Here is a 17,495-nt window from a genome sequence, read left to right as displayed (position 1 = left end):
CCATGAAGCTCGCGGTCTGGACCTACGAGGGACCGCCCCATGTGGGCGCCATGCGGGTCGCGACGGCGATGCGCGACATCCACTACGTGCTGCATGCGCCCCAGGGCGACACCTATGCCGACCTGCTGTTCACGATGATCGAACGGCTGCCGACGCGACCGCCGGTCACCTACACCACCTTCCAGGCCCGCGACCTCGGCACCGACACCGCCGAGCTGTTCAAACGCACCCTGGGCGAGGCCTATGAGCGGTTCAAGCCGCAGGCCGTCATGGTCGGCGCCTCCTGCACCGCCGAGCTGATCCAGGACGACCCGGGCGGCCTGGGCCGCACCCTGGGCCTGCCGGTCCCGGTCGTGCCGCTGGAGCTGCCGTCCTATCAGCGCAAGGAGAACTGGGGCGCGTCGGAGACCCTGTACCAGCTCGTTCGCGCCTTCGCCGGCCCGAACGCGCCGGAGGCCGGCACCGAGCGCGCGCCCCGCGATCCCGCCGCGCGCGCGTCCTGCAACATCCTCGGCCCGACCGCCCTCGGCTTCCGCCACCGCGACGACGTGGACGAGATCGTCGGTCTGCTGGGCCGTCTCGGCGTCGAGGTCCGGGTCATCGCCCCGCAGGGCGCGACGCCGGCCGACCTTGCCCGGCTGGGCGAGGCCGATTTCAACGTGGTGCTGTATCCGGAGACCGGCGAGGCCGCGGCGCGGTGGCTGGAGAAGACCTTCGGACAACCGCGCACCCGCACCGTCCCGATCGGAATCGGCGCCACCCGCGCCTTCATCCAGGAGGTCGCCGATCTCGCCGGGATCGACGCCTCGGCCGTCCTGGACCGCGAGCAGTCGCGCCTGCCCTGGTACTCGCGCTCGATCGACAGCACCTACCTGACCGGCAAGCGGGTCTTCATTTTCGCCGACGCGACCCACGCGGTCGCCGCCGCCCGGGTCGCCGCCCACGAGTTCGGCTTCGAGGTGGTGGGCGTCGGGACCTACGACCGGACCTTCGCCCGCGACGTCCGCGCGGTCGCCGAGGAGCTGGGGACCGAGGCGCTGATCACCGACGACTATCTGGAAGTGGAAGACAGGATCACCGAGCTGCGGCCGGAGCTGGTCCTCGGCACCCAAATGGAGCGGCACATCGCCAAGCGGCTCGGCATCGGCTGCGCCGTCATCTCCGCGCCGGTGCATGTGCAGGACTTCCCGGCCCGCCGGTCCCCGCAGATGGGGTTCGAGGGCGCGAACGTGCTCTGGGACACCTGGGTCCATCCGCTGATGATGGGCCTGGAGGAACACCTGCTCGGCATGTTCCGCGGCGATTTCGAGTTCCACGACGACGCCGGCGCCTCCCATCACGGTGCGGCCCCCACGCCGCGCGCCGAGGAGCCGGATCCCGATCCGACTTCGCCGGCCGAGCCGGCCAACGACACCGACGGCCCGCACTGGAGCCAGGACGCCGACCGCGAGCTGCGCAAGGTGCCCTTCTTCGTGCGCGGCAAGGCGCGCCGGAACACCGAAACCTTCGCCCGCGACCGCGGGCTCGACACCATCACCATCGAGACGCTGTACGATGCGAAAGCCCATTACGCGCGATAGGGCCACCCCGCCCGTGCGGGTGGTGGTGGTCACGATGGACAGCCATCTGGCCAATGTCGTCCTGCGGGCCGGCAGCGAGCTGCGGCGCGAGATCCCGGGGCTGCGCATCGACTATCACGCCGCGTCCGACTGGAGCGACAATCCGGGGGCGCTGGAGCGCTGCAAGGCCGATATCGCCCAGGGCGACATCGTCATCGTGACGATGCTGTTCATCGAGGAACACATCCGGCCGGTCCTGGAAGACCTGCGTGCCCGCCGCGACCACTGCGATGCGCTGGTCTGCTGCCTGTCCGAGGGGGCGGTGGTCCGGCTCACCAAGCTCGGCGGCTTCAAGATGGACGGCAGCCAGAAGGGACCGCTGTCCCTGCTGAAGAAGCTGCGCGGCTCGAAGAACGGCAAGTCGAGCAGCGGCGCCGGCCAGATGGCCATGCTGCGCCGCCTGCCGCGGATCCTGCGCTTCATCCCGGGCACCGCCCAGGACATGCGGGCTTATTTCCTCAGTCTGCAGTTCTGGCTTGCCGGCTCCGACGTCAACGTCGCCAACATGATCCGCCTGCTGATCGACCGTTACGCCGACGGCGAGCGGCGGGTCCTGCGCGGCAGCCTCACGGTCGGCGACCCGGTCGAGTACCCCGATGTCGGCCTCTACCACCCGCGCCTTGAGCCGCGGATCACCGATCGGCTGGACCGTCTGCCCCGGCGCAAAGGCGCCAAGGGCCGGGTCGGCGTGCTGATCCTGCGCTCCTACGCCCTGGCCGGCGATACCGGCCATTACGACGCCATGCTGCAGACCCTGGAGGCACGCGGCCTGGAGGTGGTGCCGGCCTTCGCCAGCGGCCTGGACTGCCGTCCGGCGGTGCAAGCCTTCTTCATGAAGGACGGCAAGGCCACGGTCGACGCCGTCCTGTCGCTCACCAGTTTCTCCCTGGTCGGCGGGCCGGCCTACAACGATGCCGCCGCCGCCGAGGACATGCTGGCCCAGCTCGACGTGCCCTACCTGATCGCCCAGGCGGTGGAATTCCAGACCCTGGAACAGTGGCGGGCCGATGCGCGCGGGCTGCTGCCGGTGGAGAGCACCATCATGGTGGCGATCCCCGAACTGGACGGGGCGATCGCGCCGACCGTGTTCGGCGGCCGCACCGGCGAGGCCACGCGCTGCGCCGACTGCGATCCGAGCTTCTGCGCCAACCGCGACGGCGCCCGGGCCATGTGCCCGGACATGGAGCGGGTGAACGCCCTGGCCGCCCGCGTGGAGAAGCTGGTGGCCCTGCGTCACACGCCGGTCGAAGACCGCAAGGTGGCGGTCGTCCTGTTCAACTTCCCGCCCAACAGCGGCGCGACGGGCACGGCGGCCTACCTCTCGGTCTTCGAATCCCTGTTCCGGGTCCTCAAGGGCATGGCGGCGGCCGGATATCGGGTGGACGTGCCGGCGGATGTCGACGACCTGCGCGGCCGCATCCTCGCCGGCAACGCCGCCCGCTTCGGCGCCGACGCCAACGTGCTGACCCGCATCACCGCCGACGACCACGTGCGCAGCGAGCGCCACCTGACGGAGATCGAGGCGGTCTGGGGCCGCGCGCCGGGACGTCATCAGAGCGACGGTCGGTCGATCTTCGTGCTGGGCGCGGAGTTCGGCAACGTCATCGTCGGCATCCAGCCGGCCTTCGGCTACGAGGGCGACCCGATGCGGATGCTGTTCGAGAAGGGCCTGGCCCCGACCCACGCCTTCTCCGCCTTCTACCGCTGGCTGCGCGAGGACTTCGCCGCCGACGCGGTGCTGCATTTCGGAACCCACGGCGCGCTGGAATTCATGCCCGGCAAGCAGACCGGCGTGTCCGGCGCCTGCTGGCCCGAGCGGCTGATCGGCTCCCTGCCGAACATCTATCTCTACGCTGCCAACAACCCGTCGGAAGGCACCATCGCCAAGCGCCGGGCCGGCGCCACCCTGGTCAGCTACCTGACCCCGCCGGTGACCAATGCCGGCCTGTACAAGGGCCTGATCGACCTGAAGGAAGCGCTGACCACCTGGCGGCAACTGGCGCCGGACGCGGAGACCGAACGCGCCCGCCTCGCCCCGGTGATCCAGGCCCAGGCCGCTGCCTTCGACATGACCGACGCCGAGCCCGCCTGGCCGGCGAGCGATGCCGATGCCCATGCCCGCCGCCTGACCGACCAGGTGGCCGAACTGGAACAGACGCTGATCCCCCACGGGCTCCACGTGGTCGGCCAGCCGACCGGATCGGCCGAGCGGTTCGACCTGCTGATGGCGGTCAGTGAGGCCCGCACCGGCACCGCGCCGGCGGCCGACGCGATCCGCGCCCTGGTGGCGGGAGCGCCCCCCCGATCCGCCGCAGGACCCTCGGCGTCCGCCGACCTGGTGGCCGAACTGACCCTGCTGGCCGACATGGATGCGAAGCTGCAGAAATGCGTCGAGATCGACGCCCTGCTGCACGCGCTGGACGGCCGCTACATCCGGCCGGTGGCCGGCGGCGACCTGCTGCGCACCCCGGCGATCCTGCCGACCGGCCGCAACATCCACGGCTTCGACCCCTACCGCCTGCCCAGCGCCTTCGCGGTAGCCGACGGGGCGGCCCAGGCCGACCGGCTGATCGAGCGCCACCGCGCCGACGGCAATGGCCTGCCGGAAACCGTCGCCATCGTGCTGTGGGGCACCGACAACCTGAAATCCGCCGGCGGTCCGATCGGTCAGGCGCTCGCGCTGATGGGCACGACACCCCGCTTCGACAGCTACGGCCGGCTCTGTGGCGCCGAACTGATCCCGCTGGAGGTTTTGGGCCGGCCGCGCATCGACGTGATGATGACCCTGTCCGGCATCTTCCGCGACCTCCTGCCGCTGCAGACCAAGCTGCTGGCCGAGGCCGCCTATATCGCCGCGGCGGCCGAGGACGAGCCGGAAGAGATGAACTTCGTGCGCAAGCACGCGCTGGCCTATCAGGCGGCCCAGGGCTGCGACTTCGAGACGGCCTCCCTGCGGGTCTTCAGCAATGCCGACGGCGCCTACGGCTCCAACGTCAACCTGATGGTGGACAACGGCGCCTGGCAGGACGGGGACGAGTTGGCGGAGACCTATACCAACCGCAAGTGCTACGCCTACGGTCGCTCCGGCCGGCAGCAGCGCCAGCACGATCTGCTGCAACGGGTGCTGGGCGACGTCCAGCTGGCCTACCAGAACCTGGAATCGGTCGAGCTCGGCGTCACCACCGTCGACCACTATTTCGACACGCTGGGCGGGATCGGCCGGGCGGTGCGCCGGGCGCGTGGCGCCGAGGTGCCGGTCTATATCGGCGATCAGACCCGGGGCGCCGGCCTGGTGCGCAGCCTGGGCGAGCAGGTCGCCCTGGAGAGCCGCACCCGCGTCCTGAACCCGAAATGGTACGAGGGCATGCTCGAGCACGGCTACGAGGGTGTCCGCAACATCGAGGCCCAGGTCACCAACACCATGGGCTGGTCCGCCACCACCGGACAGGTCGCCCCCTGGGTCTACGAGCAGATCACCGAGACCTTCGTCCTCGACCCCGCGATGCGCGAACGGCTGGCCGCGCTGAACCCGAAGGCCTCGGCCCGGGTCGCCAACCGCCTGCTCGAAGCCCACGAACGTCACTACTGGTCGCCGGATCCCGAAACCCTGTCCGCCTTGCGCGAGGCAGGAGACGAGCTGGAAGACCGGCTCGAGGGAATCACCACCGGGACGGCCGCAGCATGAAGCTGGGAAAGGACATCACTATGGCACCCCCCGACGGCATCACCGGCACCCGCCAGGACGGCGAGGGCAGCGTTCAGGTCCAAATGGACCCGTCGCTGTCCATCGGGAAGGCCAAGGTCTTCGCGGTCTACGGCAAGGGCGGGATCGGCAAGAGCACGACCTCTTCCAACCTCTCCGTCGCCTTCTCCAAACTCGGCAAGCGGGTCCTGCAGATCGGCTGCGATCCAAAACACGACAGCACCTTCACCCTGACCAAGCGGCTGGTGCCGACGGTCATCGACGTGCTGGAGAGCGTGGACTTCCACCCGGAGGAACTGCGGGTCGAGGACTTCGTCTACGAGGGCTACAACGGCGTCATGTGCGTCGAGGCGGGCGGCCCACCGGCCGGCACCGACTGCGGCGGCTACGTGGTCGGCCAGACGGTGAAGCTGCTCAAGGAGCATCACCTGCTCGACGACACCGACGTGGTGATCTTCGACGTGCTGGGCGACGTGGTCTGCGGCGGGTTCGCCGCGCCGCTCCAGCACGCGGACCGGGCGCTGATCGTCACCGCCAACGACTTCGACTCGATCTACGCCATGAACCGCATCGTGGCGGCGATCAGCGCCAAGGCGCGGAACTACGACGTGCGCCTGGGCGGGGTGATCTGCAACCGCAGCAACGCCACCGATCAGGTCGACAAGTTCAACGCCGTCGCCGGCCTGCAGACCATGGCCCACTTCCCCGACCTGGACGCCATCCGGCGCAGCCGCCTGAAGAAGGCGACGATCTTCGAGATGGAGGACGTCCCGGAACTGGACGCGGTGCGGGCCGAGTACCTGAAGCTCGCCGCCGCCCTGTGGGCCGGGGTCGAGCCGATGGTCGGCACACCGATGCGCGACCGCGACCTCTTCGAGCTGCTGGGGTTCGACTGATGCTAAGCGCGACCTACACCGACCGCCGCCAACAGGTGGAAGCCTATTTCGACCGGACCGCCGTGGACGCCTGGGCGCGGCTGACCTCCGACGCGCCGGTCAGCGGCATCCGGGCCACGGTGCGCGCCGGACGGGACCGGATGCGCCGCCTCCTGCTGGGGTGGCTCCCTGAGGATCTCGCGGGCCGGCGAGTCCTCGATGCCGGCTGCGGCACGGGTTCCCTGGCGGTCGAGGCGGCGCGCCGCGGTGCCCATGTGGTGGCGGTCGACGTCTCGCCGACCCTGATCTCCCTGGCCCGCGACCGCATGCCCAGCGACCTCGGCAGCGGCCGGATCGACTTCCTGGTCGGCGACATGCTGGACCCGGAGCTCGGCGCCTTCGACCACGTGGTGGCGATGGACAGCCTGATCCACTACCGCACCGACGACGCGGTCCGCGCCCTCGCCAGACTGGCGCCGCGGACCAGCAGTTCCATCGTCTTCACCTTCGCCCCGCGCACCGCACTGCTGACGGTCATGCACACCGCCGGTCGCCTGTTCCCGCGCGGCGACCGCGCCCCCTCGATCCAGCCGACCGCCCATGCCCGCCTGCGGGCCTCCCTGGACCGCGAGGGCTGGGTCTCCGGCATGCGCCCCAGCCGCAGCGAGCGGGTGGATAGCGGCTTCTACATTTCCCAGGGGATGGAGCTGGTCCGGTCATGACCATGCAGCGTCGCAAGCTCTCGGCCTTATGGATGGAGGTGGGTCCCCGCTTCCTGCCCTTCGCCGATGCCGCGACGCCCGACCTGCCGCTCGGCCGGCTGCTCCGCCTGTCCCTGTTCCAGGTCTCCGTCGGCATGGCCGTCGTGCTGCTGAACGGCACCTTGAACCGGGTGATGATCGTCGAGATGGGCGTGCCCACGTGGCTGGTGGCGCTGATGGTCTCGCTGCCGCTGCTGTTCGCGCCGTTCCGTGTGCTCGTCGGTCATCGCAGCGACACCTACCGCTCCCTGCTCGGCTGGCGCCGGGTTCCGTTCCTGTGGATGGGATCGCTGCTGCAGTTCGGCGGGCTGGCGATCATGCCCTTCGCCCTGATCATTCTATCGGGCGACATCACCACCGGCCCGCAATGGGTCGGCTATGTCGCCTCGGCCCTTGCCTTCCTGCTGGTCGGCATCGGCCTGCACACAACGCAGACCGCCGGGCTCGCGCTCGCCTCCGATCTGGCGACCGAGGAGTCCCGGCCGCGGGTGGTGGCGATGCTCTACGTCATGCTGCTGGTCGGCATGGGGGTATCGGCCCTGGTGGTCGGCGAGCTGCTCCAGGACTTCAGCCAGCTGCGGTTGATCAAGGTCATCCAGGGCACCGCGGTCGCCACCATCGTTCTGAACCTGATCGCCCTGTGGAAGCAGGAGGCGCGGGATCCCTCGCGCACCCGCCCGGACCGGGAACGGCCGAGCTTCGGGGAATCCTGGACCGACTTCATCCGCGGCGGGCGCGCCGGGCGGCTCCTACTCACCGTGTTCCTCGGCACCGCCGCGTTCAGCATGCAGGACATCCTGCTGGAACCGTATGGCGGCGAGATTCTGGCCATGACGGTCGGCGAGACCACCCGGCTGACCGCCCTGTTCGCGGCGGGCACGCTGGTCGGCTTCACCCTGGCCGCCCGCGACCTGTCCCAGGGCGGCGACCCGTGCAAGCTGGCCGCCTTCGGCTGCGTCATCGGCGTCTTCGCCTTCTCCGCGCTGGTCTTCGCCTCACCGTTGCAATCGGCCGCCGTGTTCCAGTGCGGCACGGTGCTGATCGGTCTCGGCGGCGGCATGTTCGCCATCGGCACGCTGATCGCCGCGATGGCGCTGGCGGAAACCGGCGGCGGCGGCCTGGCGCTCGGCGCCTGGGGCGCAGTCCAGGCGACCGCCGCGGGCGGCGGGATCATGCTCGGCGGCGCGATCCGCGATCTCGTTTCGCAGGTCGCCACGCGCGGCCTCCTGGGCGAGGCCCTGAACCACCCCGCCACCGGATACGGCGCGGTCTACCACCTCGAAATCGTTCTGTTGTTCGCGACGCTCGCCGTCGTCGGTCCCCTCGTCCGCTACACCGGCGGACGGCGCGGCCCGGCACCGGAGAAATTCGGGCTCGCGGAATTTCCCGGATAAGGGAGGGAGGAAGCCATGGAAATCGGCTCTGTGATTGGAAATATCGATGTGGCGCAGATCGTTCTCTACGCCTTTTGGATCTTTTTCGCGGGGCTGATCTACTACCTGCGCCGCGAGGATCGCCGTGAGGGGTATCCGCTGGAGGATGCGGTCACCGGCAAGCTCTGGCCCGTGGGCGCCCTGACGATGGCTCCGGTCAAGCGCTTCGCCCTGCCGGAAGGCGGATACGCCGAGGCGCCGAACATGCTGCGCGAGACCCGCCCCCTGAACGCCGAGCCGGTGGCCCGGTTCCCCGGCGCGCCGATCCGGCCGGTCGGCGATGCGATGCTGGCCGGCGTCGGCCCCGGCGCCTGGGCCGAGCGCAAGAACATCCCCGACCTGACCGCCGAGGGCGCCCCCCGTATCGTGCCGATGCGCACGGCGGAGGATTACGGCGTGGTCGAGGGCGATCCCGATCCGCGCGGCATGCCGGTGGTGGCCGGTGACGGCAAGGTCGCCGGCACCGTCACCGAGCTCTGGGTCGATACCGCCGAGGTCCTGATCCGCTTCCTGGAGGTCCAGGTCGGCATCGGCGAAGGTGCCACGAAAGTGCTGGTGCCCGCCGGCTTCGCCGAGGTCAGCCGCGGACGGGTCGCCGTCCCGTCGATCCTGTCCACCCAGTTCGCCGCCGTTCCCGGCATCGCCGGTCCGGACCGCATCACCCGGCTGGAGGAAGAGCGGATCATGGCCTATTTCGGCGCCGGCCTGCTCTACGCCGACGTCCGCCGGCAGGAGCCGCTGCTATGAGCGGTGCGACGGTGATGTTCGGGGAGTTCGACGACTCCCGCCCCGTGACCGATGCCCCGGCCGCCATGGCCGGGGACGAGCGGATCGTCTGGCAAGGCACGCCCAACTGGCAGCGCTTCGCGGTGTCGGCGATGAAGATCCGCACGATCGCCCTGTACTTCGCGGTCATCATGGCCGCCCGCTTCGCCGCCGAACTGGTGGCGGGCGGGGGAGTGGCCGACGGCCTGGTCTCCGCCGCCTGGACCCTGTGCCTGGCCGTGCCGGTGCTGGCCTTCCTGGCGGTCTACGCCAAGCTGGTCGCCCGCAGCACCCGCTACACGGTGACGACCAAGCGCATCGTCCTGCGGATCGGCGTCGCCATGCCGATGACCGTCACCATCCCGGTCGGGCTGGTCGAGTCGATCGACCTGCGCCGCAATGCCGACGGCAGCGGCGACATCCTGATCGGCGTGCTGCCGCAACAGCGGCTGTCCTACACCGTTCTCTGGCCGCACGCCCGGCCCTGGTGCTTCAGCCGGCCCCAGGCCGCCCTGCGCGCCGTGCCCGACGCCGAAGCCGTGGCGGAGACCATCGGCCGGATGCTCGCCCGCCAGACCGCACCCGCCGCCGGTCCCGCAACCGCCGTTCCCGCCGCCACCGGCCCGATCGCCGCGGCCGCCGCCGGCTGACCACAGAGGAGGATGACGATGGCCACCAACACCCAGCCCGCCGACACCGTCGTCCCCCACAACGACGTGCCGCACAACCAGCTCCCCAGGGGCGCGCTGATCGCCGCCGGCATTCTGGTGGCGGTGTCCATCGCCCTCGCCGGCGCGACCCGGCTCGAGGGCGGCTACATCATCGCCCCGCCCGCCGCCGAACAGGCCGAGAGCCGGGCGCTGATCTTCCGTGACCTCCCCGACCGGGGCATCGCCGTCATCGACGGCACCACGGGCGCACCGATTGCCGACCTCGCCCCCGGCACCCACGGTTTCATCCGCGGCATGCTGCGCGGCCTGTCCCGGGACCGTTTCGTCCACGGGATCGGCGCCGACGTACCCTTCACCCTCACCCGCTGGTCCGACGGCCGCTATTCGCTCAGCGACCCGGCGACCGGCAGCATTTTGCACCTGGCGGCCTATGGCTTCGCGAACGTCCACGAGTTCGCCGCCTTTCTGCCCGGCCCGGCAGAAAAGGCCGTCCAACAGAAGGAGGCACGCCCATGATCGGGATGTTCCTGGTCGACCGACAGGTATTCGACGTCGACTGTACGATCGACGTGGAATGCTCCATCGAGAGCTTCCACGCCCATGTCGAGTTCGAGGGCGATACGTCGCTCAAGCCCGGCGATCAGGTGCTCGTCCATGGCGAGCCGATCACCGTGCCCTATGGCGAGAAGCGGCAGATCACCCGCCGGGCCACCGTGACCCGCGCGGGCTGGCTACAGCAGCAATGGACCCGGCTGGCCGCCCATCTGGAATTCACCGAGCTCTACGACCTCAGCTTTACCGATCGGAGGGACCTATGAACGCCGCCGTTGCCGACGCGCTGGACGCGCGCTACGACACCACGGACATGGCGCGGCAGGACACCGTGCTGAGCCCGCATTTCTACACCACCGATTTCGACGCCCTGGACCGCATCGACGTGGAGCCGGTGCGCGCCGACTGGGACCGCCTGATGCAGGAGTTCCAGGACGACGCCAACCGCGGGCACTTCAAGCGGACGTCGGAATGGGAGGATGTCGATCTGGCGTCTTATCCGCCGGAGCTGCAGCGCGAGCTGGTCGATTTCTTCGTCAGCTCGGTGACCTCTGAATTCTCCGGCTGCGTGCTCTATGCCGAGACCAAGAAGCGGGTCGCCAACCCGGAGATCAAGCGGCTGTTCCGCTTCATGGCCCGGGACGAGTCCCGCCATGCCGGGTTCATCAACGACACGCTGAAGGATTTCGGCATCGGCGTGAACCTGGGCTTCCTCACGAAGTCCAAGAAATACAAATACTTCAGCCCGAAGTTCATCTTCTACGCGGTCTATCTGTCGGAGAAGATCGGCTACGCCCGCTACATCACCATCTACCGCCAGCTCGAGCGCCATCCGGAGATGCGGATCCATCCGATCTTCAAGTGGTTCAAGGAGTGGTGCAACGACGAGTTCCGCCACGGCGAGGCTTTCGCCCTGCTGATGCGGGCCAACCCGCACCTGCTGACCGGCCGCAACAAGCTGTGGATCCGCTTCTTCCTGCTGGCGGTCTACGCCACGATGTATGTGCGCGACCACAACCGCCCGCATTTCCACGCCGCCCTCGGCCTGGATCCGACCGAATACGACCTGCAGGTGTTCCGGGTGACCTCGGAGATCTCCAAGCAGGTCTTCCCGTTCACGCTGCAGACCGACGCCCCGGCGTTCCGCGAGGGGCTGGAGCGGCTGCGCGGCATCGCCGCCCGCATCGCCGACGCCAAGGCCCAGGGCGGGCTGATCGGCGGCCTGCGCCGGCTAGGCCTGACCGCGGCGGCGGGGGCGACCCTGCTGCGGCTTTACCTGCATCCGGTGCGCAATCACGAGGTCCCGGCCTCGATCCGTCTGGCTCCGAGCTGGTAAGCGGCCGGTGCCGGACCTCGCCACATACGCCCTGCCCCTGCTCTTCGCGCTGGGGCTGTGGTGGTTCAGCACCGGGCTGATCCTGTGGCTGGTCCGGCTGCCGCGAACCCATCGGCCTGTGGTTTTGACCGGGGCGACCCTGCTGCTGGCGATCGCGCTCATCGCGATCATCCGCACCGCCGATGACGTCGCCATGGCCGCGGGATACCACGCCTTCGCCGCGGCCCTGGCGATCTGGGGCTGGCATGAGCTGACCTTCCTGCTCGGCCTGGTGACCGGCCCACGCAAGGCGCCCCTCGCGCCCGGCGCGTCGGCCGGCCAGCGGTTCCGCCAGGCGACGGCCGCCATCGCCTATCACGAGGCGGCACTGGCGGCGACCGCCGCCTTGCTGGTCCTGCTGACCTGGGGAGCGGAGAACCAGGTGGCCGCCTGGACCTTCGGCGCCCTGTGGATCACCCGGCTGAGCGCCAAGCTGAACCTGTTCCTCGGCGTGCCGCATTTCGGCGACGAGCTGATGCCCGACCAGCTCCGCCACCTGCGCAGCTATTTCGCCGTGCGCGCCATCAACCCGCTGTTTCCCCTGTCGGTGACGGCCATCACCGCGGCCGCGGCCCTGTTCCTGGCGCAGGCCTGGGCTCCCGGCACCACCCCGGCGGAGGTCGCCGGCCTGATCTGCCTCGCCGGCATGCTGCTGCTGGGCGCGGTCGAGCACTGGTTCATGGTGCTGCCGATCCGCGACGCCGCCCTGTGGCGCTGGGCCGCCGGCAGGGCCGGCGCGGATATGTCCGTGCCGCTGGATACCGACACGACCCGTTTCGAACCACGCCCGACCCCGGCGGCCGGCTCTGGATGAGCCCGGCACCGCGACGACACAGGAGGTGAGCATGAACTACGAATCCTTCTTCCAAGGCCAGCTGGAGGCCTTGCGGGACGAGGGCCGGTACCGGGTCTTCACCGATATCGAGCGTCATCGCGGGGCCTTTCCCAAGGCACGGCGCCATTCCCAGGACGGATCGCAGACCAGCGACGTGACGGTCTGGTGCTCCAACGACTATCTGGGCATGGGTCAGTTCCCGCCGGTGCTGGAGGCCATGCACGCCGCCCTCGACCAGTGCGGCGCGGGGGCCGGCGGCACCCGGAACATCTCCGGCACCAACCATCACCACGTGCTGTTGGAGCGCGAGCTGGCCGATCTCCACGGCAAGGAGGCGGCCCTGCTGTTCACCTCGGGCTATGTGTCCAACTGGGCCGCGCTCAGCACGCTTGCCGCCCGCATTCCGAACTGCGCCGTGCTGTCCGACGCCTCCAACCACGCTTCCATGATCGAGGGCATCCGCCACAGCCGGGCGGAGAAGATCCTCTTCGCCCACAACGATCCGGAAGACCTGAACCGCAAGCTCGCCGCCCTGCCGGCGGACCGGCCCAAGCTGGTGGCGTTCGAGTCCGTCTATTCCATGGACGGCGACATCGCCCCGATCGCCGAATTCTGCGACGTGGCCGAGGCCCATGGTGCGATGACCTATCTGGACGAGGTCCATGCGGTCGGCCTGTACGGGCCGCGCGGCGGCGGCATCTCCGAACGCGAGGGCCTGGCCGACCGGCTCACCGTGATCGAGGGGACGCTGGGCAAGGCCTTCGGCGTCATGGGCGGCTACATCGCCGCCTCGACCGCACTGTGCGACTTCGTGCGCAGCTTCGCCTCGGGCTTCATCTTCACCACCGCCCTGCCGCCGGCAGTGGCCGCCGGTGCGGCGACCAGCATCCGCCACCTGAAGACGAGCCAGATCGAGCGGGAACGCCAGCGCGACCGGGTGGCGAAGGTGCGCGCCGGCCTCGACGCCGCCGGCATCCCCCATCTCGCCAACCCGAGCCATATCGTGCCGGTGATGGTGGGCGATCCGGTGCACTGCAAGCAGATCAGCGACACCCTGCTCGACGAGTTCGGCATCTACGTGCAGCCGATCAACTATCCGACCGTGCCCCGAGGCACCGAGCGGCTGCGGATCACGCCGTCGCCGATCCACTCCGACGCCGACATCGCCCATCTGCTCAAGTCCCTGGGCAAGGTCTGGGCACGCTGCGGCCGGAGCCGGATGGTGGCCTGACCGCCATGGCCCTTGGAGAGCCGCGCATCCCGGCGATCGCAGCCGACGGGAGTCTCTATCCCGTCGGTAAGATGGAGGCACACCGGAACGGCCTGCTGCATGTGGCCGTGTCGGTGTTCCTGGTCTCCAACGGCCGGCTGCTGATCCAGCGGCGGGCCGATGCCAAGTACCATTGCGGCGGGCTCTGGGCGAACACCTGCTGCAGCCACCCCCATTGGGACGAGCCCGCGGCCGAGGCCGCCGCGCGCCGGCTGACCGAGGAGCTCGGTACCGGCCGCGTCCCCCTGACGGCGGTGGGTGATCTGACCTATCGCGCCGATGTCGGTGGCGGTCTGGTCGAGCACGAGCATGTTCACCTGTTCTACGGCAAAGTGCCGGTGGAGCTGGCCCTCGCGCCCGATCCGGACGAGGTCGCCGCCACCCGCTGGATCGGCATTGGCGAGCTCCGCCGCGAGATGGCGGCCGATGCCGGTCGCTTCGCGCCGTGGTTCCGGATCTACGCCGACCGGCGCCCCGACCTGATGGGCTGACGGCCCACCTTCCCTCCCTCCCTCCCTAATTCATGCACTCCCCGGAGTCATTCCGGGGTCCACGCCTGCTTGCCGCAGCGACCGAACAGAACCACTGCCGGTGCTTGAAGCGGGAAAGTGGACCCCGGAATGACTCCGGGGAGTGAGCGAAGGGTGAGGAATGGCGGAGGAGCGGTAAAAAAATGGGCCGGTCAGCCATGCGCTGTTCCGGCCCAAGGAGAGGGATGAGAAGGGCGCCGGCTTGGGTCGGCGCTCTTCCCGGACGCCGTCACTTCATAGGGGCGAGTGACGGGTACTTGTCGAGCATCGTCGCACCGTAGAACGGCTTGAAGACACCCTGGTGGCAGGTCGCGCAGTTCGCCTTGGCCACGTCGCCGGTCGGCCCCAGGCGGTTCTCGGGGAACGTACCCTGCAGCGGGGCCAGATAGTCGGCGTTGATGCCCCGGACCATCTGGATGCCGTGCCAGGCGGTCGTCCGGGTCGGCGGGCTCATGTCCCAGCTCCCGATCGCCTGGGTGTTGTGACAGTAGGTACACCCGACCCCAAGGCTGCTGGACATGTGCATCATCAGCCCGTAGGTCTCCTCGGTCTGCTTGATCGAGGCGCCGCCGGCATCGGTCGGCAGGGCCGCGGTGGCCTGGACCCGGATATTGCCGTCACCCGCCAGATAGCTGGCCAGCGACGTCGCCGGCAGCGAGGTGTAGCCGTTCTGCGCCGAGGGCCGGTTCTGATCGTGGTTCCAGCCGAGCATACCCTTGCCGGCATACCGCTGCGGCTTCTCGTCGAACCAGATATTCTCCGGCACCGGATTGCCGCGGTGGCAGGTGTAGCAGGTCACGCCGGTCTCCTTGACGTGGTCCTGCCAGTTCGCGTTCACGTCCCGGGTCATCTGGATCATGCGGCGGGCGACGACCTTGGTGTAGACCGAGTCATCCGCCAGATTGTCCGGATTGTGGCAGTAGTTGCATCCCTGTTCCGGCGACACCCACTCGGTCATCGCCGTCATCAGCCGGATGAACTGCGGTTCCGGCAGATCGCCCAGAACCTGGACGTTCTCGTAGACCTCTCCCGCCTTCTGCGCCTGGGCCAGGTCGGCCGGGCTGTCGAGCGGGTAGATCTCCTCGGGAATGACGTTCAGGGCGGCCAGCTTGGTCTGCTCGCGGGGATTGTTCGGTTCCTGCATGCCGGTTCCGCGATACCCGGTCTGCTCGTAGGCGATCGGCGGCCGTTCCCAGCCCACGGTGAAGACGGAGGCGATCACCAGGAGTCCGACGAACGGAAGGATGGCCGCTAAGATGCCGAAGTTTTTCATGACACAGGCCCTCCTTTACTGGGTCGGATCCGGGGTGGGCGCCCACATTTCAGGATAGGCCGGCGCGAAGTCGTGCTTCACCGCCCACAGGTACCAGTTATCGACCACCGTCCCGGTGAGCAGGATGCCGATGCCGCCGGTCAGCGGACACAGGACCGCGAACCACCAGGCCCAGCGGTGGATGGATTCCATCGAGGCGTTGAAGCCCATGGTCCAGCGCCAGAACAGGGCGGCGCGCTCCGATGCCGTGCCGCGGTCGACGATCTGCTCGATCTCCCGCTCGCCGCCGTACTTGCCGACCGCCAGGATGGTCGCGCCGTGCATGGCGAACAGCAGGGCCGAGCCGTAGAGGAAGACGATCGAGAGGGCGTGGAACGGGTTGTAGAAGAGGTTGCCGTAGCGGATCGAGAAGGCAGCCGTCCAATCCAGGTGCGGGAAGATCCCGAAGGGTACGGCCTCCGACCAGCTCCCCATCAGCAGCGGCCGGATGAAGCCGAGCACCAGGTACAGCCAGATCGCCGCGGCGAAGGCCCAGGCCACATGGGTGCCCATGCCGAGCGCCCTGGCCCGGGAGTACATGCGCAGCCACCACAGCAGAACCGAGGTTGTGAGCATGAAGCCGGTGAACAGCCACCATCCGCCCTCGTTCATCGGCGGGATCTTGAGCCCGTATTCCGGCGACGGCGGCTCCAACGCCAGCCAGGGAAGCTGGCGCACGAACTCGATCGGATTCCAGTCCACCGACGCCCACATGTTGAGGCCGATGGTGACGAAGGCGGTCAGTCCGAAAGCCAGCGAGGCGAGGCCGAGCCACCCGAGATAGATCGGGCCGATCTGGGCGTTGCCGATCCAGCCTAAGGCCTGGACGGTCGTCGGCGTGCCGATCCTCGGCTCGTCGCCGGCGGGCAGCGGGACACCGTAGTGCGGATGACCCTCAACCCGGACGCGTGTGAAGATATTCTGATAGTGAGCCATTTTTCCCTCCTCACCCGGCTAGCCCCAGACCGGCAGGTCGAGCCACCAGTTCCACCATTCGGGCCAGCCGCGGGTCCAGAAGGGCCCGCTGATTACGATGCACACGGCACTCCAGAACCCGGCGTTCAACGCCACGAAGAGGCCGAGCCGATGAATTCCCAGCGTGCCGACCGAGTAGCCGATCGTGTCGCGGATATAGGTGTCCTCGTGCTCCGGCGTCTTGATGGTCTCGCCCGGTTGCGGGTTGACCGACGACAGGACCACGGCCCCGTGCAGCGACAGCAGCAGGCAGGTGGTGAAGAAGAACGTCACCGCCAGCATGTGCGCCGGGTTGTAGTGGAAGTGCAGGAACTGGTAGCCGACGTTCGACACCCAATCGAGGTGGCTGAAGATGCCGTAGGGGAACCCGTGTCCCCAGGCACCCAGCAGGAACGGCCGGATCACCACCAGCGTCACATAGGCGAAGATCGCGACCCCGAAGGCGATCGGCACGTGGTAGCCGATGCCGAGCTTGCGACAGATCTCGACCTCGCGCAGGGCCCAGGACACGAAGGCCCCGATGGCGCACATGGTGATGATCTGCCAGAGCCCGCCCTCGGCGAGAGGCGCCAGCGCCAGGCCGTAACTGATGTCCGGCGGCGCAATCGAGATAAGCCAGGGGTTCCAGGTCGGTCCCAGCGCCGCACCCCAGAAGATCAGGGCGGTGCCGAGCACCGAGAAGAAGATCGTCAGGACGCCGAAGAAGCCGACATAGAACGGGCCGAACCAGAAATCGAAAAGGTCTCCGCCGATCAGCGTACCGCCTCGGACCCGGTATTTGCGTTCGAAACTGAGCAAAGCCATTGTCGCGCTCCTCCG

General features: G+C 68.9%; 16 protein-coding genes. 13 read left to right on the top strand and 3 right to left on the bottom strand.

The genetic code is table 11. The features are described 5' to 3' along the window. Positions 1 to 2 precede the first annotated feature (2 nt). Genes bchB through idi form a run of 13 tightly spaced genes read left to right on the top strand, consistent with a single transcriptional unit; the run spans position 3 to position 14,350 of the window. The gene (gene bchB / locus T8K17_RS11870; protein ID WP_322334716.1) at positions 3 to 1,580 is read left to right on the top strand and encodes a ferredoxin:protochlorophyllide reductase (ATP-dependent) subunit B; all 1,578 of its coding nucleotides are present in this window, start codon (positions 3 to 5) and stop codon (positions 1,578 to 1,580) included. Further along, positions 1,555 to 5,304 (top strand): magnesium chelatase subunit H, encoded by a 3,750-nt coding sequence (locus tag T8K17_RS11865; RefSeq protein ID WP_322334715.1) that lies wholly within the window; start codon positions 1,555 to 1,557, stop codon positions 5,302 to 5,304. Before bchB ends, T8K17_RS11865 begins: the two co-directional genes overlap by 26 nt. Before the next feature lie 20 nt (positions 5,305 to 5,324). Then, positions 5,325 to 6,218, top strand: a complete 894-nt coding sequence (bchL, locus tag T8K17_RS11860; RefSeq protein WP_322334953.1) for a ferredoxin:protochlorophyllide reductase (ATP-dependent) iron-sulfur ATP-binding protein — start codon at positions 5,325 to 5,327, stop codon at positions 6,216 to 6,218. Then, positions 6,218 to 6,919 (top strand): magnesium protoporphyrin IX methyltransferase, encoded by a 702-nt coding sequence (bchM, locus tag T8K17_RS11855; protein ID WP_322334714.1) that lies wholly within the window; start codon positions 6,218 to 6,220, stop codon positions 6,917 to 6,919. The genes bchL and bchM overlap by 1 nt, the downstream gene beginning before the upstream one ends. Then, positions 6,916 to 8,352: a BCD family MFS transporter gene (locus T8K17_RS11850; RefSeq protein ID WP_322334713.1), complete on the top strand. Its 1,437-nt coding sequence runs from the start codon at positions 6,916 to 6,918 to the stop codon at positions 8,350 to 8,352. The genes bchM and T8K17_RS11850 overlap by 4 nt, the downstream gene beginning before the upstream one ends. 15 nt (positions 8,353 to 8,367) lie before the next feature. Continuing rightward, positions 8,368 to 9,138, top strand: a complete 771-nt coding sequence (puhA, locus tag T8K17_RS11845; RefSeq protein WP_322334712.1) for a photosynthetic reaction center subunit H — start codon at positions 8,368 to 8,370, stop codon at positions 9,136 to 9,138. Further along, positions 9,135 to 9,806: a photosynthetic complex putative assembly protein PuhB gene (gene puhB, locus T8K17_RS11840; RefSeq protein ID WP_322334711.1), complete on the top strand. Its 672-nt coding sequence runs from the start codon at positions 9,135 to 9,137 to the stop codon at positions 9,804 to 9,806. Before puhA ends, puhB begins: the two co-directional genes overlap by 4 nt. Positions 9,807 to 9,824: 18 nt before the next feature. Further along, the gene (gene puhC / locus T8K17_RS11835) at positions 9,825 to 10,343 is read left to right on the top strand and encodes a photosynthetic complex assembly protein PuhC (RefSeq protein WP_322334710.1); all 519 of its coding nucleotides are present in this window, start codon (positions 9,825 to 9,827) and stop codon (positions 10,341 to 10,343) included. Further along, positions 10,340 to 10,645: a hypothetical protein gene (locus T8K17_RS11830; protein ID WP_322334709.1), complete on the top strand. Its 306-nt coding sequence runs from the start codon at positions 10,340 to 10,342 to the stop codon at positions 10,643 to 10,645. Before puhC ends, T8K17_RS11830 begins: the two co-directional genes overlap by 4 nt. Beyond that, positions 10,642 to 11,715: a magnesium-protoporphyrin IX monomethyl ester (oxidative) cyclase gene (gene acsF, locus T8K17_RS11825; protein WP_322334708.1), complete on the top strand. Its 1,074-nt coding sequence runs from the start codon at positions 10,642 to 10,644 to the stop codon at positions 11,713 to 11,715. The genes T8K17_RS11830 and acsF overlap by 4 nt, the downstream gene beginning before the upstream one ends. Positions 11,716 to 11,722: 7 nt before the next feature. Beyond that, positions 11,723 to 12,568 carry a putative photosynthetic complex assembly protein PuhE gene (puhE, locus tag T8K17_RS11820; RefSeq protein WP_322334707.1) on the top strand — a complete coding sequence of 282 codons (846 nt, stop codon included), beginning with the start codon at positions 11,723 to 11,725 and terminating at the stop codon, positions 12,566 to 12,568. A 31-nt stretch (positions 12,569 to 12,599) separates the two neighbouring features. Then, positions 12,600 to 13,820, top strand: coding sequence for a 5-aminolevulinate synthase (gene hemA, locus T8K17_RS11815; protein ID WP_322334706.1), 1,221 nt, complete (start codon positions 12,600 to 12,602; stop codon positions 13,818 to 13,820). A 5-nt stretch (positions 13,821 to 13,825) separates the two neighbouring features. Then, the gene (gene idi / locus T8K17_RS11810) at positions 13,826 to 14,350 is read left to right on the top strand and encodes an isopentenyl-diphosphate Delta-isomerase (protein WP_322334705.1); all 525 of its coding nucleotides are present in this window, start codon (positions 13,826 to 13,828) and stop codon (positions 14,348 to 14,350) included. Positions 14,351 to 14,618: 268 nt separating this feature from the next. Here the strand turns inward: idi and pufC are convergent, their stop codons facing one another. Genes pufC through pufL form a run of 3 tightly spaced genes read right to left on the bottom strand, consistent with a single transcriptional unit; the run spans position 14,619 to position 17,480 of the window. Then, the gene (gene pufC / locus T8K17_RS11805; RefSeq protein WP_322334704.1) at positions 14,619 to 15,662 is read right to left on the bottom strand and encodes a photosynthetic reaction center cytochrome PufC; all 1,044 of its coding nucleotides are present in this window, start codon (positions 15,660 to 15,662) and stop codon (positions 14,619 to 14,621) included. A gap of 15 nt (positions 15,663 to 15,677) precedes the next feature. Continuing rightward, complete coding sequence (gene pufM / locus T8K17_RS11800) at positions 15,678 to 16,637, bottom strand: photosynthetic reaction center subunit M (protein WP_322334703.1); 960 nt, start codon at positions 16,635 to 16,637, stop codon at positions 15,678 to 15,680. An 18-nt stretch (positions 16,638 to 16,655) separates the two neighbouring features. Continuing rightward, positions 16,656 to 17,480 carry a photosynthetic reaction center subunit L gene (gene pufL, locus T8K17_RS11795; protein ID WP_322334702.1) on the bottom strand — a complete coding sequence of 275 codons (825 nt, stop codon included), beginning with the start codon at positions 17,478 to 17,480 and terminating at the stop codon, positions 16,656 to 16,658. Positions 17,481 to 17,495: the final 15 nt, after the last annotated feature.

The organism is Thalassobaculum sp. OXR-137 (genome assembly GCF_034377285.1).
Lineage (GTDB): Bacteria > Pseudomonadota > Alphaproteobacteria > Thalassobaculales > Thalassobaculaceae > Thalassobaculum.
This window is presented reverse-complemented; position numbering and strand designations above follow the sequence as displayed.

Bases quoted from the DNA above. Each gene is read 5' to 3' on its own strand.
- bchB (WP_322334716.1), top strand. From the start codon at position 3: ATGAAGCTCGCGGTCTGGACCTACGAGGGACCGCCCCATGTGGGCGCC.
- T8K17_RS11865 (WP_322334715.1), top strand. From the start codon at position 1,555: ATGCGAAAGCCCATTACGCGCGATAGGGCCACCCCGCCCGTGCGGGTG.
- bchL (WP_322334953.1), top strand. From the start codon at position 5,325: ATGGCACCCCCCGACGGCATCACCGGCACCCGCCAGGACGGCGAGGGC.
- bchM (WP_322334714.1), top strand. From the start codon at position 6,218: ATGCTAAGCGCGACCTACACCGACCGCCGCCAACAGGTGGAAGCCTAT.
- T8K17_RS11850 (WP_322334713.1), top strand. From the start codon at position 6,916: ATGACCATGCAGCGTCGCAAGCTCTCGGCCTTATGGATGGAGGTGGGT.
- puhA (WP_322334712.1), top strand. From the start codon at position 8,368: ATGGAAATCGGCTCTGTGATTGGAAATATCGATGTGGCGCAGATCGTT.
- puhB (WP_322334711.1), top strand. From the start codon at position 9,135: ATGAGCGGTGCGACGGTGATGTTCGGGGAGTTCGACGACTCCCGCCCC.
- puhC (WP_322334710.1), top strand. From the start codon at position 9,825: ATGGCCACCAACACCCAGCCCGCCGACACCGTCGTCCCCCACAACGAC.
- T8K17_RS11830 (WP_322334709.1), top strand. From the start codon at position 10,340: ATGATCGGGATGTTCCTGGTCGACCGACAGGTATTCGACGTCGACTGT.
- acsF (WP_322334708.1), top strand. From the start codon at position 10,642: ATGAACGCCGCCGTTGCCGACGCGCTGGACGCGCGCTACGACACCACG.
- hemA (WP_322334706.1), top strand. From the start codon at position 12,600: ATGAACTACGAATCCTTCTTCCAAGGCCAGCTGGAGGCCTTGCGGGAC.
- idi (WP_322334705.1), top strand. From the start codon at position 13,826: ATGGCCCTTGGAGAGCCGCGCATCCCGGCGATCGCAGCCGACGGGAGT.
- pufC (WP_322334704.1), bottom strand. From the start codon at position 15,662: ATGAAAAACTTCGGCATCTTAGCGGCCATCCTTCCGTTCGTCGGACTC.
- pufM (WP_322334703.1), bottom strand. From the start codon at position 16,637: ATGGCTCACTATCAGAATATCTTCACACGCGTCCGGGTTGAGGGTCAT.
- pufL (WP_322334702.1), bottom strand. From the start codon at position 17,480: ATGGCTTTGCTCAGTTTCGAACGCAAATACCGGGTCCGAGGCGGTACG.